The 13,564-nt window shown below is 68.8% G+C and carries 13 protein-coding genes and 2 pseudogenes; 9 read left to right on the top strand and 6 right to left on the bottom strand.

From position 1 onward, the window contains the following. Nucleotides 1-51 precede the first annotated feature (51 nt). Entirely contained in the window at nucleotides 52-1,323 is a 1,272-nt protein-coding gene (locus AC07DC_RS28600; protein ID WP_478917356.1) for an alpha/beta hydrolase, read from the top strand. Nucleotides 1,324-1,688: 365 nt separating this feature from the next. Here the strand turns inward: AC07DC_RS28600 and AC07DC_RS28595 are convergent, their stop codons facing one another. Continuing rightward, nucleotides 1,689-2,099, bottom strand: coding sequence for a winged helix-turn-helix transcriptional regulator (locus AC07DC_RS28595; RefSeq protein ID WP_478917355.1), 411 nt, complete (start codon nucleotides 2,097-2,099; stop codon nucleotides 1,689-1,691). 100 nt (nucleotides 2,100-2,199) lie between these two features. On the opposite strand from AC07DC_RS28595, the gene AC07DC_RS28590 reads away from it, so the two are divergent. The 3 genes and pseudogenes from AC07DC_RS28590 to AC07DC_RS28580 form a co-directional block, all read left to right on the top strand. Continuing rightward, the gene (locus AC07DC_RS28590; RefSeq protein ID WP_478917354.1) at nucleotides 2,200-3,057 is read left to right on the top strand and encodes an alpha/beta fold hydrolase; all 858 of its coding nucleotides are present in this window, start codon (nucleotides 2,200-2,202) and stop codon (nucleotides 3,055-3,057) included. Between the two features lie 365 nt (nucleotides 3,058-3,422). Next, complete coding sequence (locus tag AC07DC_RS28585; RefSeq protein WP_478917353.1) at nucleotides 3,423-3,551, top strand: hypothetical protein; 129 nt, start codon at nucleotides 3,423-3,425, stop codon at nucleotides 3,549-3,551. Beyond that, nucleotides 3,521-3,691 (top strand): annotated as a pseudogene (locus AC07DC_RS28580) (IS3-like element ISRhosp5 family transposase); the annotation flags it as partial. The gene AC07DC_RS28585 and the pseudogene AC07DC_RS28580, both read left to right, overlap by 31 nt. Before the next feature lie 384 nt (nucleotides 3,692-4,075). Here AC07DC_RS28580 and AC07DC_RS28575 read toward each other — a convergent pair. After that, nucleotides 4,076-4,924, bottom strand: a complete 849-nt coding sequence (locus AC07DC_RS28575) for a LysR family transcriptional regulator (RefSeq protein ID WP_478917352.1) — start codon at nucleotides 4,922-4,924, stop codon at nucleotides 4,076-4,078. A gap of 95 nt (nucleotides 4,925-5,019) precedes the next feature. Between AC07DC_RS28575 and AC07DC_RS28570 the strand changes: the two genes are divergently transcribed. Then, entirely contained in the window at nucleotides 5,020-5,751 is a 732-nt protein-coding gene (locus AC07DC_RS28570; RefSeq protein WP_478917351.1) for an SDR family NAD(P)-dependent oxidoreductase, read from the top strand. Between the two features lie 474 nt (nucleotides 5,752-6,225). Here the strand turns inward: AC07DC_RS28570 and AC07DC_RS28565 are convergent, their stop codons facing one another. Further along, a complete protein-coding gene (locus tag AC07DC_RS28565; RefSeq protein WP_478917350.1) occupies nucleotides 6,226-7,065 on the bottom strand; it encodes an SDR family oxidoreductase in 840 nt (279 codons plus the stop codon). Between the two features lie 92 nt (nucleotides 7,066-7,157). Between AC07DC_RS28565 and AC07DC_RS28560 the strand changes: the two genes are divergently transcribed. Continuing rightward, nucleotides 7,158-7,529, top strand: coding sequence for a winged helix-turn-helix transcriptional regulator (locus AC07DC_RS28560; RefSeq protein ID WP_478917349.1), 372 nt, complete (start codon nucleotides 7,158-7,160; stop codon nucleotides 7,527-7,529). 279 nt (nucleotides 7,530-7,808) lie between these two features. After that, a complete protein-coding gene (locus tag AC07DC_RS28555; RefSeq protein ID WP_478917348.1) occupies nucleotides 7,809-8,150 on the top strand; it encodes a hypothetical protein in 342 nt (113 codons plus the stop codon). Nucleotides 8,151-8,162: 12 nt separating this feature from the next. On the opposite strand, the gene AC07DC_RS28550 is transcribed toward AC07DC_RS28555, so the two are convergent. Continuing rightward, on the bottom strand, nucleotides 8,163-9,032 hold the full coding sequence (locus AC07DC_RS28550; protein ID WP_478917347.1) for a helix-turn-helix transcriptional regulator: 870 nt from the start codon (nucleotides 9,030-9,032) through the stop codon (nucleotides 8,163-8,165). 201 nt (nucleotides 9,033-9,233) lie between these two features. On the opposite strand from AC07DC_RS28550, the pseudogene AC07DC_RS28545 reads away from it, so the two are divergent. Together AC07DC_RS28545 and AC07DC_RS28540 are read left to right on the top strand one after the other, a co-directional pair. Then, nucleotides 9,234-10,011, top strand: a pseudogene (locus AC07DC_RS28545) (SDR family oxidoreductase). Nucleotides 10,012-10,359: 348 nt separating this feature from the next. Further along, complete coding sequence (locus tag AC07DC_RS28540; protein WP_478917434.1) at nucleotides 10,360-11,256, top strand: aminoglycoside phosphotransferase family protein; 897 nt, start codon at nucleotides 10,360-10,362, stop codon at nucleotides 11,254-11,256. A gap of 520 nt (nucleotides 11,257-11,776) precedes the next feature. Here the strand turns inward: AC07DC_RS28540 and AC07DC_RS28535 are convergent. Continuing rightward, nucleotides 11,777-11,962, bottom strand: coding sequence for a hypothetical protein (locus AC07DC_RS28535; protein ID WP_478917345.1), 186 nt, complete (start codon nucleotides 11,960-11,962; stop codon nucleotides 11,777-11,779). 292 nt (nucleotides 11,963-12,254) lie between these two features. After that, complete coding sequence (locus AC07DC_RS28530) at nucleotides 12,255-13,397, bottom strand: FAD-dependent oxidoreductase (RefSeq protein ID WP_478917344.1); 1,143 nt, start codon at nucleotides 13,395-13,397, stop codon at nucleotides 12,255-12,257. Nucleotides 13,398-13,564 lie beyond the last annotated feature (167 nt).

Raw genomic sequence — 13,564 nt, 5'->3', positions numbered from 1 at the left:
CCCCACCTTCTCATGCGTGCTACCTTTCTCAAATCTAAGAAAGGTGAGGGGATGCAGACTGCGGAAGAGACCGCTGTGCTGGTGGTCGAGTGGGCACGCGATGGCCGTTTCAGGGAGATCGCTGCCCTATTCAGCCCGCCGTTGCGTGCTGCGCTGACCGCCGAGACCCTCCAGGCGGCCTGGCTCGCCGAGACCTCGGGAACCGGTCCGGTCACCAACCTCGGCGAACCGTCGAGCGAGAGCCTGCGGCCGGACCTGATCCGAGTCAGCATTCCCGTGGCCTGCGAGGGGGGAGAGTTCACCGTCGTCATGTCGGTCGACTCCGCCGGCCTGCTGAACGGGCTGCGCCTCGCGCCCCCTGCCGGCCAACCGTGGACGCCGCCCCCTTACGCGGTTCCGCACGCCTTCGAGGAGCACGACGTCACCATCGGAGCCGGTGCTCTCGCAGTGGCTGGCACCATCACTGTTCCGCGTGGCGACGGCCCGTGGACCGGAGTCGTGCTTCTCAGTGGCGGAGGTCCCTTCGACCGGGACGCGACCAGCGGACCCAACAAGCCACTCAAGGACATCGCCTGGGGGCTGGCCAGCCGCGGCGTGGCGGTGCTGCGCCACGACAAGGTGACCTTCACACACGCGGCGGAGGTGGCTGCCGCGGACGACTTCACGATGACACGCGAGTACGTCCCCTACGCCGTCGCCGCCGTGCGTCTGCTCCAGGAGGAGCCATGCATCGATTCCAGCCGGGTGTTCATCGCCGGGCACAGCATGGGGGGCAAGGTCGCCCCACGGGTTGCCGAGGCCGAGCCGTCCGTCGCGGGCGTCGTGATCCTGGCGGGCGACGCCGAGCCCATGCACCGTGCGGCCGTCCGGGTTGTGGGCCACCTCGCGGCCCTCGACCCCGGCCCGCGCTCCGAGGCGGTCCTTGCGGAGATCACCCGGCAGGCCGCGACCGTCGAGACCGCCCTGTCACCCCGTACGCCCCGGGAGGACCTGCCTTTCGGTCTTCCTGCCTCGTACTGGCTGGACCTGCGCTCCTATGACCCGGTTGCCGCCGCCGCCCGCCTGGACAGGCCGCTGCTGATCCTTCAGGGGGGACGCGACTACCAGGTCACCGTCGAGCACGACTTGTCCCTGTGGCGAAAGGGACTGAGCGGGCGTCCGGGCGTCACCATCCAGATCCACGAAGCCGACGACCACCTCTTCTTCCCAGGGACAGGACCGTCGACGCCCGCCGGGTACATGGCACCCCAGCACGTCGACGCGGCGGTCATCACGGACGTCGCCGCGTGGCTGGACTGCCAGCCTTCAGCGCGAACCCGATGAGCGGGCGGAAACGCCCCAGGCGAACCAGATCACCTGAGGCGGGCACGGATATCCGCTCTCCCCGGACCAGAGCACCTGAGATTTTCCATGCTTCCGCATCTCACTTGATCTGGTCGATCCAGGTCAGAGCCGGTCTCGGAAACCAGATCCTTTGCGCCGGGACAGCGGGGATGGACCCTCGATGGACTGGGACCGCCGCCACCGCGGTGTCTGCTCCCCGTCTGCGCGGGGATGGACCCCTGCTCCGCGCACAGGCCGGCTATCACGAAGGCTGCTCCCCGCCCGCCCGGGGATGGACCCATCCAGTGGCTGACCGCTGACCGCTGACCGCTGACCGCTGACCGCTGAGCGCGGAACCGGCCTGACTACCCCTCGTCGGCCTCCTGGTCGGCGGCTTCGTTGGCGCGGTCGATCTCGGCCATGTGCTCCTCCGCCCAGGTCCGCAGCTCCGCAAGCGCGGCTTCCAGGGACAGCCCGAGTCCGGTGAGCCGGTAGAAGACCCGCGGCGGCACGGTCGGTTCGACCCGGCGCGACACCAGCCCGTCGCGGGTCAGGCGTCGCAGCGTCACGGACAGCATCTTCTGCGAGACGCCGGGCATCCGGCGTCTCAATTCCGCGAAGCGCACCTCGTCCGGTGCGGCATCGGCGAGAGTCTTGACGGCCATGGACGTCCACTTCGTGCCGATGCGGTCCAGCAACTGCCGCGTCGGGCAATGGGGATCGAACAGATCGCCGCGTACCCCGCGACCGGCGGCCCGGCCTCCTCGGGTGGTCACCTGTGGCTCACCACCTTCCCTGAAAGTGCCGTCTAGGAAGCGGTCGGACAGTTACCTATCGTTCTGTGGTCACCAATGGTAACCATCCGGAGGAGCCGTCATGCCCGTCACCACCGCACACCACCTGCGCCACATCGAGACGAACGGCGTCCAACTCAATGTCGCAATCGCCGGGAACGGACCTGCGGTTCTCCTGCTGCACGGCTTCCCGCACACCTGGCAACTCTGGAGCGGCATCATGGGCCGACTGGCGGGGCAGTACCGGGTCATCGCCCCGGACCTTCGAGGCTTCGGTGCCAGTGCACGTGCCATCGAGGGTTACGACGCAGGCACCCTCGCCGCCGACGCCGAAGGGCTGCTCGACGCACTCGGCGAGCCCTCGGCAGCGGTGGTCGGCATCGACGCGGGCACCGCCCCCGCCGTCCTGCTCGCGCTGCGCCGACCCGGCCTCGTCCGGCGCCTGGTCGTGATGGAGGCACTGCTCGGCCGCCTGCCCGGAACAGAGCACGCCGTCGCGGGCGGTGCCCCGTGGTGGTTCGGCTTCCACGCCGTCCCCGGCCTCGCCGAGACCGTCCTGGCCGGCAACGAGGCCCCGTACATCGACTTCTTCCTCGACTCGGGGACGCTCGGGCGAGGAGTACCCGACGACATCCGTGCGGCCTTCGTCCACGCGTACACCGGCAGTGAGGCCCTGCGCTGCGCGTTCTCCTATTACCGGGCCCTGCCCACCAGCGCGCAGCAGATCCAGGACGCCGTCGCGACGGCACGGCTGACCATGCCCACCATGGCCGTCGGCTCTCACCCCGTCGGCACCGGGCTCGAACGCCAACTCCGTCCCATCGCCGATGACCTGATCGGACACCATCTCCAGGACTGCGGCCACATCATCCCCCTCGACCGCCCCGACGCGTTGTTCGCGCTCCTTGCTCCCTTCCTCTCCGCCGATCTGCCGAAGTGACTGAAGCGGGGCCGAAGGATCACGGTCGGCGGTTCGGGCGTTCGTCCCAGCATTGAGTTGTCCAGGACCGCCGGATCAGGCTGCGCACGGTGACGACTTAGGGGTTGGCCCCGGTTGTACTCAGGTTCTCCGCTTTCGAGCACGCGGAGCAGGGAGGCGGTGACTACGCGCGTTCCACGGCCGACCTGGAGCACGCGGCACGGAAACTGTCCTCGGCGGACAAGGGCGTAGCCTTTTGCGCGGGAGAACCCGAGGGCTCTGGAGGCATCTGCCACGCTGCTCGTGCCACCCCAGGCGGCACGGATGATCATGGGGCTGTATGTGGCATTCCCGGCTTGCGCATCGGCGGTGGGGTCTCCCCCTGAGTGGTGGACACGCTGATACTGGAGCTGCTTGATCCGGAGCAAGCGAGAAGACCGTCGATGGCGATGAAGGACTACTCGGACGAGTTCAAGGTCGATGCCGTGTATTTCGCCGGGGAGACGAACTGGTGAGGAGCCGCTTTCAGTTCGTTGACGACCACCGGGACACCTACGAGCTGAAGCGGCTCTGCCAGGTCCTGGACGTGAACCGGTCCAGCTACTACAAGTGGCTCGCCGGAGCCGAGGCCCGGGCCGCCCGGCAGCGGCAGGACCGGATCGGCGGAGGGCACGAAGAGCGGATCACCGTCGTCGGCCAGGAGCACGTCATCAAGCTGGGCATCTTCCTGAGCAACACCAGTTCGAGGCGGGACAAGCTCACCGCCCCGCAGTGCGCCGCTTTGGCGGAGCTGGGGTTGGAGTGGGCGTGACACCTGCCTCGGCCAGTCGTTGAACCGTCGGTCAGCGAAGTGCACAGCGGGACCCGGGGACGTCATGGCTCCCGGGTCCCGTGCTGATCAACCGGCGCCGGGACCCCGGGACGATTGACCTGTCGCAGCGTCGGTTGAGCATTCTCACCGACGGTTGAGTGCCCCGGGGTGCTGGGTTGAGCCGGGACACGACAGGTGGAACCTGGCCAGGCATGTGGGAACTACTGGCTAGAGATGTGTCGCGGTCCGGACAAGGTCGGCGACGGCTCTGGACCGGCTGTGCGATGGCCAGGCGATCACGGTGGTGACTGTCGGCGCGTCCAGCACGGGCACGGCCGCGAGGTCACCGTGCAGTTGAGCTCGGCACGACTCCGGTGAGACCGCGCAAGCACGGCCGAGCGCGACGAGCTGCAACAACTGTGCGTGGTCACGGACCTGCGGGCCGGGGCCGGGCGGGTAGGTGCCGTCGGGGTCGGGCCAGCGTGGCAGGGGCAGGCCCGGCAGCCCGGCGATGTCGGCCATGTGCACATGGGCCCGGGCGGTGAGCGGATGCCCGGCCGGCAGGACCGCAACCTGGCCCTCCGCGCTGAGCTCTTCGGTGTGGAACCCGGCCGTCGAGTCGAACGGCCGGTGCAGCAGCGCCACATCGGCCCGGCCCTCGCGCAGGAGTCGTGCCTGCTCGGCCGGGCCGCACAGGATGACCTCGACGGGGACCGCGCCGGGTTCGGCAGCGTACGCGTCGAGCAGTTTCGCCAGCAGTTCGCTGGACGCGCTGGCCTTCGTGACCAGGACCAGGCCGGGGCGGCCGGTCACGGAAAGGGCGGCGCGGCGGGTCCGTCGCTCCGCAGCGTCGACCGCGTCGAGGGCTGCCCGGCCCTCGACCAACAGCACCGAGCCGGCCTCGGTCAGCGTGACAGTGCGGCTGGTCCGATCCAACAGCATTGCCCCGAGTCGGCGTTCGAGCTGCTGGATCGCCCGTGACAAAGGCGGCTGCGCGATCCCGAGCCGCTGCGCGGCGCGCCCGAAGTGCAGCTCTTCAGCGACAGCGACGAAGTATCGCAGTTCCCGGGTCTCCATCCGGCCACGCTACTTCAGATCCATACCCTGAAGGTATCGCTGCCCACCCAATCGGTGTTGGACCCCCGCCGGGGCCCGAGGGCAGCATGGTCCCTATGACTGAACGAACGATTGCGCTGGTCACCGGCGCGAACAAGGGAATCGGCTACGAGATCGCCGCGGGCCTGGGAGCCCTCGGCTGGAGCGTCGGCGTCGGCGCCCGCGACGACCAGCGCCGTAAGGCCGCGGTGGAGAAACTGCGCGCGGCCGGCGTCGACGCGTTCGGCGTACCGCTGGACGTGACCGACGACGCGACCGCGACCGCCGCCGCACGGCTGATCGAGGCACAGGCCGGGCGCCTCGACGTGCTCGTCAACAACGCAGGCATCGCCGGCGGCATGCCGCAGGAGCCCACCCAGGTCGATCCCGCCACCATCCGGACGGTCGTGGAGACCAACGTGATCGGCGTCATCCGCGTCACCAACGCGATGCTGCCGCTGCTGCGCCGCTCCGCCTCACCGCGGATCGTGAACATGTCCAGCAGTGTCGGCTCTCTCACCCGGCAGTCAGGAGTCGCTGCTGAGCAGACGACGGGTCCGGTGGCCGTGGCGTACGCGCCGTCGAAATCGTTCCTGAACGCTGTCACCCTCCAGTACGCCCGGGAGCTGAACGGCACGAGCATCCTGATCAACGCTGGCTGCCCCGGCTACGTCGCGACAGACCTCAACGGCTTCCGCGGCGTGCGTACCCCCGAACAGGGCGCAGCGATCGCCATCAAACTCGCGACCCTGCCCGATGACGGCCCGACCGGCAAGTTCTTCGATGACGCCGGCGTAGTGCCCTGGTGATGTGCACGGCCGTCATCAGCCGCCGGCTGAGGCGGCTTCGCCGCAGGCCGCCTGACGTCTCTGCGAGCCCTGGGCCTTGCCGGACGACCTTCGTGGCGGTACTCCTGACCAGGGGTGCCGCTCCGGAGGACGATCTTTGGTGCCGGGTTGCCGTCACTGGGCCGGCCATCACCTGTACTCCCAACGCATCCAGCGGGCTTGTCGATGCCGACAAACCCGCTGGTCGCACCATCGGGACGACGGGATTTGAACCTGCGACCCCTCGACCCCAAGCCGCGTACGGTCCGGAGGACACTCGGTCCTGGCCTCGGGACGACAACACAGCCAATCGACTCCCGGCCAACTGCTAGGACAACGAGCCGTAGTTGCCTGGGATCTGGTCACCAGGGCCACCATCAGGGCATCGCTCCGAACGGCGGCACGAGGAGGGGCATGGCCCCCCAAAGGTGTCAGTTCCAGCAGCGCTGACCGGTCTCAGTGGAACGCGGCGACATGGCGGGCAGCCCAGTCGGCGAAGGGGCGCGGGGCGCGGCCGAGGACCTGTTGGACGTCCGGGCTGACGCGCAGCTCGGCCGGGCTCGGGGAGCCGAGGATGTCCAGCGTGTCGTCGGCGAGCTCCGCCGGCATGCTCTGGGTCATGGCGGCCTTGGCCTCGTCGCGGGTGAGCTCGTGGAACCTCACTGGCGAGCCCAGGGCGGCGGCGATGGCCTCCGCCTGCCGGCGCGGAGTGATCACCTCCGGGCCGGTGAGCTCGTACACGCCGCCGGTGTGCCGGTCCTCCAGCAGGCAGGCCGCCGCGACCGCGGCGATGTCCGCCGGGTCGATGATCGGCAGCCCGACGTCGCCGAAGGGCGCGGCGACGACCTGTTGTGTGCGGACGGAATCGGCCCACCACAGGGCGTTGGAGGCGAAGCCGCCTGGCCGCAGGATGGCCCACTCCAGGCCGGACTCCCGCAGCGTGTCCTCCAGCGCGCGCATCGCGATCCGCGTTTGGCCGGAGGGCCTGGTCGCCACGCCCTGTGTGGAGAGCAGGACGATCCGGCGGACCCCGCCGGCCGCAGCTTCTCCGATGATGTCGGCGGGGTTGGCTCCAGTGGCGTGCAGGTCGCCGGACAGCAGAAGGAACAGCGCCTTCGCCCCGGCCAGTGCGGGCTTGAGGCCGGTCGGCTCGGCCAGGTCGGCCACCATGTGGCGGACGCCGTTGGGCACCGCCGCGGTGTGTCGTGACACCGCCGTCACCTGCTGGCCCGCCTCGGCCAGTGTTTGCGTCAACGGCCGGCCGATATTCCCGGTAGCCCCGGTTACCACGATCATGAGCTGCTCCTTTTCGGATGTCCTTTGTGGCCTGCACGCTAGGAGCACGGGCTTACTTTTGGTAAGGACATACCTTGAGGTAAGCTCATGACATGGCGGAAGGCGTGCAGCACAGACAGGCCGAGGCGGAGAAGCGGTATGACGTGTTTCACACCGACTGCCCCGCGCGCGATGTGGTCGACCACGTGACCAGCAGGTGGGGCGTCTGGGTGCTGATCTCCTTGCGGAGCAACAGTCGCCGGTTCTACGAACTGCGCGACAGCATCCAGGGCATCAGCGAGAAGATGCTCGCGCAGACCCTGCGCGCGCTGGTCCAGGACGGCCTGGTCTGGCGGGAGGTCGAGCCGACGACGCCGCCCCAGGTCACCTACGGACTGACCGAGTTCGGCCGGGACGTCGGCGAGCCGCTGACGGAGCTGTTCGACCGGATCACACAGCGGCTGTCGCCGCCCAGCGCGGGATAAGTCGCCGCCTCGGCTGAGGCGACGGCACTGCCGTGCGCCCGAGGAGGGACCCACGGGGCTGACCCGGCAACCGCGGCAAAAATGCTCCTCGGTGACCTGCGACTCCTTGACCCCAGCAGTGTGACCGGGGAGCGGCGTGCTCCGGGACGTTATTCGAGGTCCTACTCGGCCGAAGTAAAGGAGTCCGAGCAGTCGGCGGTCAGGCCGTTCCGGCGATCTCGCCCCTGCCCCTCCTCCGAGCCCTCGAAGTCAGTGCGCGCAGGTACGGATATCGCGAAGTTGCGTCCCGAAGCCGCATTGGCGCAGGAAGGCAAGGACGCCGCCGCGGCGCAGATCACGGCCGCTCGCCTTCATGCGCTGCCCGCACTGTACAAAGCCGCCACCCACGGCCTGCCCACCCTGGCGGACGCGCACTCGGCGAGCACACCGCCGCCGAGCTGCCGAGCTGAAACAACGCCGGCGCGCTGGAAGCCCCTCAAGGTCGTCGGCTACTCGATGGCCGACCACCATCGCGCCTCGCTCGTCGTGGACGCGCTGGCGATGGCCGTCGGGAGCGGCGTCACTGCCGTCCTGTCAGCAGGGAGGCGAGGAGCTGAGCTCGGCCGGAACCGCGAGCTGTAGCGGCCCGGCCCTCTACGCACCTCGTTCCGGCCTCCCCGTCGGCTGTGGGGCTGTCCAGCCGGTGAGGAGCTGCAGGGCTCGGATGGTGTCGGAGGCGGGTTCGACGTTGTAGACGCACAGCGTCTGGTCCGTGTCACCAGGCACTTGGAAGGACTCGTAGGAGAAGTGCAGCTCGCCGACCAGGGGGTGATGGTAGTGCTTGGCGCCGTGGGTCCGGCGCAGCACCCTGTGATCGTTCCACCACGTGGAGAACTCCGGTGACTTCAGCGTGAGTTCGCCGACGAGGTCGGCCAGCTGGCGGTCATGGGGGCTTCGCCCGGCTTCCAGCCGGAGGATGGCGACGGTTTCGGCGGCGATCTGTTCCCAGTCGCCGATCCGTTCACGGGCGTCGGGGTCCAGCAGGTAGTAGCGGGCCAGGTTTCGGCGGGGTGCGGGCAGGGCGTCGAAATCGGTGAGGACCTCGCGGGCCAGGCGGTTGGAGGCCAGGACGTCGGTGCGCCGGCCGAGGATGAACGCGGGCACGTGGTCGAGGGTCTGCAGCATCAGGTGCAGTCCGGGGCGCACGCGCTGGGGGCTGGTCGGAGCTCGGCGGGCCCGTGCGGGACGTGCCAGGAGGTCGGTGAGGTGCTCGCGCTCGGAGGGGTCCAGCCTCAGGGTGCCGGCGAGGGCTTCGAGGACTTCGGGGGAGGGGTTCTGTGCCCGGCCCTGCTCGATGCGGGTGTAGTACTCGGTACTGACTCCGGCCAGTCTGGCGACCTCGTCGCGGCGCAATCCGGGCACGCGGCGGGCCCGGCCGTCCTCGGGCAGCCCTGCTTGGTCGGGGGTGACCCGGGCACGGCGGGTGCGCAGGAAGTCGGCGAGCTCGTTACTACGGTCATCCATGTCCCCCAGTGTGGCGGGCGAGAGTGGGACATGTCCTGGGCCGGGTGGTACTGCCAGTACCTTCCTTGTGGATACCTGCCTGGTCAGGGCCTTTCCCAGCGCCCCGTGAGGCGTCTGAGGGTGGTGTTCTTGTGGAGGAGCCGATGGCGACAGGCCGCGGCCCCAAGCCCCTCATCTCACTCACCTTGAAAGGTGTGTCTCATGACCACGCAGACTTCCGCCCGTCCCCTCTCTGGCCGCGTCGCGATCGTCACCGGTGCCTCCAGTGGTATCGGAGAGGCGTCGGCCGAGCACCTGGCCGGACTCGGTGCTCGTGTCGTCGTCCTGGCCCGGCGTGCGGACCGGCTGGAGCAGTTGGTGGCCCGGATCGGGAAGAACGGCGGTCAGGCCCTGGCCCTGGCTGCCGACGTGACCGACGCGGCGGCGGTTCGGGCGGCGGCGGACCGGGTCGCGGCAGAGTTCGGCGGTGCCGACCTGCTGCTCAACAACGCGGGCGTCATGCTCCCCGCCCCGATCGAGGGAGCTGGCCACCGAGCAGTGGCAGCACCAGATCGACCTCAACATCACCGGCCTGATGAACGTCATCGGCGCGTTCACGCCGCAGCTGGTGAAGGCCGCTGAGGAGCGCGGTGTCGCGGACCTGATCAACACGTCGTCGATCGCGGCGCAGAACATCTTCCCGAACTTCGCTGTCTACTCCGCGACGAAGGCATACGTCACCCACCTCTCCCGGCACCTGCGGGTTGAGCTGGGTGCGAAGAAGGTGCGTGTCTCGGCGATCGAGCCCGGCATCGTCGGTACCGAGCTGCAGAGCCACGTGACCGACGAAGGTGTTCGTGCGTGGTTGGAGGGATCGAAGGTAGCCATGGAGTGGCTCGCGCCCGAGGACATCGCGCAGACCGTCGGGTTCGTCGCGTCCCTCCCGCCGCGGGCCAACCTCCAGCAGGTCACCATCATGCCGACCGGCCAAGCCAGTTGACCGTTCCCTGCCGGTCCGCCCCGGCCCGGGGTGGTCCTGGGTCTCCGCGCCTGGTCGCGCGGTGACGGCACCCGCGTACGGCCTCGCCGATGAACCCATTGCTGTCCGACGATCCGGACCTGCTGAGGGTCGGCGTCCGACGCCATCAACTGGCCCCGTTCGGCGTCTCGTCCGGATCGGTGAGCGCCGCCGGCCCGACCGGGCCGGCGGCGCTCACCGCGTTCGGAGCCCCGTGCCCCGGACGCGGAAGGCGTCACCCCAACGAGCGACAGTCCGTTTCAAACACGTCAGCGAACCAGCGTCCCGTGACATCGACAATCGGCCCCGTGCCATCGATGGTTGAGTGAGATCACGGACAGCTTCGAGATCAATGAGACCTTGGTTCGCTCCCTGGTGCGTGAGCAGCATCCGGACCTTGCAGGACTGGAACTGCGTAAGGTGGCCGGCGGTTGGGACAACCAACGGTGGTGTCTCGGAGACGAGTTGGCCGTGCGTATGCCACGCACGGAGCGTGCACCGTCCCTGCTGCGCAAGGAGCACTGGTGGCTGCCTGCCCTGGCCCCGCGTCTGCCACTACCGGTTCCGACCCCCATGCGGATCGGTGTGTCCGCACGCTTCCCGCGGCCATGGACCATTGCGACATGGGTTCCTGGTGAACCAGCCGACCGCGCCCCGATCAGCCACGACAGCGCGGCCGACACTTTGGCGGCTTTCCTCAAGGCACTCCACGTGAAGGCGCCCGCTGATGCACCAGTCAGTCGGGATCGCGGCGTTCCCCTCAAGACGCTCTCGGACGGTTTCGAAAAGGGATACGAGGAAGTCGCCTCCGGAGGCGATACCGCTGACCTCCGGAAGATCCGGGACGTCTGGGACGAGGCCGTTGCGGCTCCCGATTGGCAGGGCCCGCCTGTGTGGCTGCACGGCGACCTTCATCCAGCGAATGTCGTCGTCTCGGACGGAACACTCTCGGGCGTGATCGACTTCGGTGACATGTGCGCCGGCGATCCGGCGGCCGATCTCACGGCTGCCTGGATGCTCCTTCCCGCAGGCGCGGTTGCACGGTTCTTCGACGCGTACGCACACGCGGACGACGCGATGATCCGGCGTGCACGAGGGTTGGCTGCCGCGAAGAGCCTCTTCCTCATCCTCATGGGCCGGGCCGGGGATCGGGGCCTGCCGGGCGGCAAGCCGACATGGGGACCCGCGGGCCAGGCGGCGCTTGACCGTGTCCTGGCATCAACTTAGCAGGCTGGCAGACCAGGTCACCTGAGACCGCAAGCGAATCGGGCCAGATCACCGGAGACGAGGACCAGATCCTTGGAGACGGGACAGTTGTGAGGTGGGGCTCGCGCCGCGCCCGTACTGTCCTGTGACAGGGGATCTTGACCGATTGCCACTGAAGTTTGAGCGATGAGGCGACTGGCGCTGGGGCACTGCGGTGGTTCTGGCAAGTCCGCCCGGGCGGTGGGTTGCGGAGGCTGACACGGGGCGGGCGCGCCCCGTGTCATGCCGACGTACGGGAGGGTTTCTCAGCGAGCTTCGGTGAGAACGCTGTTGAACTGTTCGATGGTGACGATGGCCGGACCGGTCGGGTGATTAATGTCGTCCAGTTCCACACGCCCGAGGATGGAGAACCCGCCGGAGGGAAACCGGTTGGCGGCGCCATCTCGGAAGGTGACGGGCCCCTGTTGACCAGGACGGTGTCAGAGAGCCTGGCAGCGGTGACGCGCAGGTTGGCAGTCAGATCCACGACGGCCGGGAACGGTCACTTGGTGTCGAGACTGGCGATGGCGCCGTGGAGTGCGGGCCGATCCTTGTCGAGAGAGATGTTCAGGGCGCCCAGGGCTTCGCTGGTGCCGCTCAGGGTCAGGCCGGTCGTGGTCAGGTCGACCTTCTGACGTCCGTCGACGGCCGTGGTCTGGCCTGCCGTCACCTCGATGGTTCCCGTCATCACCGCGGTGGCGCCATCACCGCCCACAATGCGGAAGACAGCCTGGGGGGGGTGTTCGCGGACATCTTGGTGACGCTGTCCGAGTGGTGCAGTGAGCAGCAGTTCCGCACAGGCGGCCGTCAGGATACGGCGGCGGTTCAGGAGGGCTCCGAAAGGTTGAAGGCGCTGACGCCCCACAGGGAAGGGCTGAGCTGGGAGAAGACGGGAAAGCGTCCGAGGGGCGATGAGCGGACGGCAGCAGGTTTTCGTCCAGCACCGCAAACGGTCGGCGATCGGTTGGGTGGGCCTGTGGTCAGTGGTGGGTGTTCATGTGGGCGAGGGATTGGGTGGCGCTGTCGGGGGCGAAGGCACTGTCGAGTCCTTCGGCTGAGCCTTCGGCGGCTCCGACGGAGCGGGGCAGCATGATGGCCTCGTAGGCGCGGATAGCCTGGCCGATCGTGTGTTCGGTGGCAAGGGTCAGTGCAAGGTCTGCGGCATCGAGCATGGCGAGGTTGGCGCCCATGCCGGAGAACGGGGACATGAGATGGGCTGCGTCGCCGAGGAGGGTGACGCCCGGCGTGTGCTTCCAGGTGTGCGGGACCGGCAACGCGTACAGCGGCCGGTTGATGTAGCCGCTGTCGGTGTCGGTGATCAGGCCGAGCAGGTCGGGGCTCCAGGCGGCGAACTCCTTCAGCAGCGCCTTCTGGACGGCGGCGGTGTCGGCGAGGTCGATACCAGCCTGCTCGTGCCAGTCCCGGTCGGTGCGCAGGCCGATGTAGACGCGGATGTGCTGGTTGCTGTTGCGCTGGGCGATGAGTCCCTTGTTGTCGTCCAGGGCCATCATCGTGCCGTTGCCGGTCAGAGCGGCCAGGTCCGGGTGGCGGGCGTCGGCGTCGTTAAGGCCGGCTTCGACGAAGGTGACGCCGGTGTAGGCGGGGGCGGCGGGCGAGAGGAGGCGGCGCACGCGGGACCAGGCGCCGTCGGCGCCGATGACGAGGTCGGCGTCCGCGGTGGCGCCGTGTGCGAAGTGCAGGCGGTGGGCGCCGTCGCCGAGCGGATCGACATGCGTGGTCTTGTGGCTCCAACGCACGGTGTTGGGGGTCAGCGAGTCCAGCAGGAGATCGCGCAGCTGGCCCCGGTCGATCTCGGGGTTGTCGTCCTGCTCGCCCTCGGGTTCCTTGTCGAATAGGACGGCGGCGTCGGAGCCGAGCAGGCGCATCTGCTGGCCCTCGGGGCGGGCCAGGCGCAGGAAGTCGTCCAGGAGCCCGGCGCTGCGCAGCGCGGCCTGGCCGGAGTCGGCGTGCATGTCCAGGGTGCCGCCTTGGTCGCGGGCGGCGTGGGAGGTGTCGGCATCGTAGACGGCTGCGGCAATGCCGTGCTGCTGCAGGATGCGGGCGCAGGTCAGGCCGCCAGGTCCGGCCCCGATGATCGCGATGCGGGGTGCGGGGGTGTTCATGGTGGTGCTCCGATCTGTGGAGGCATTGGGTGCTGGTGGCAGGTCGTGCTGAGGCGTCGGCTTGGTGGACGGCAGGGTCGGCGAACGTCCGAGGCGATATGCAGCGCCGACATCGACAGAAAAGCACACTCAATATAAAAGTGCAACGAGTACACTTTGTTAGCCGG

It is taken from the genome of Streptomyces sp. NPDC045021 (assembly GCF_056432645.1).
The sequence above is the reverse complement of the archived record's forward strand: the minus strand, read 5'-3'. Positions and strand labels throughout refer to the sequence as shown.

Coding starts and splice junctions, on each gene's coding strand:
- AC07DC_RS28600 (WP_478917356.1), top strand. CDS start 52: ATGCAGACTGCGGAAGAGACCGCTGTGCTGGTGGTCGAGTGGGCACGC.
- AC07DC_RS28590 (WP_478917354.1), top strand. CDS start 2,200: ATGCCCGTCACCACCGCACACCACCTGCGCCACATCGAGACGAACGGC.
- AC07DC_RS28575 (WP_478917352.1), bottom strand. CDS start 4,924: ATGGAGACCCGGGAACTGCGATACTTCGTCGCTGTCGCTGAAGAGCTG.
- AC07DC_RS28570 (WP_478917351.1), top strand. CDS start 5,020: ATGACTGAACGAACGATTGCGCTGGTCACCGGCGCGAACAAGGGAATC.
- AC07DC_RS28565 (WP_478917350.1), bottom strand. CDS start 7,065: ATGATCGTGGTAACCGGGGCTACCGGGAATATCGGCCGGCCGTTGACG.
- AC07DC_RS28560 (WP_478917349.1), top strand. CDS start 7,158: ATGGCGGAAGGCGTGCAGCACAGACAGGCCGAGGCGGAGAAGCGGTAT.
- AC07DC_RS28550 (WP_478917347.1), bottom strand. CDS start 9,032: ATGGATGACCGTAGTAACGAGCTCGCCGACTTCCTGCGCACCCGCCGT.
- AC07DC_RS28535 (WP_478917345.1), bottom strand. CDS start 11,962: ATGACGGGAACCATCGAGGTGACGGCAGGCCAGACCACGGCCGTCGAC.
- AC07DC_RS28530 (WP_478917344.1), bottom strand. CDS start 13,397: ATGAACACCCCCGCACCCCGCATCGCGATCATCGGGGCCGGACCTGGC.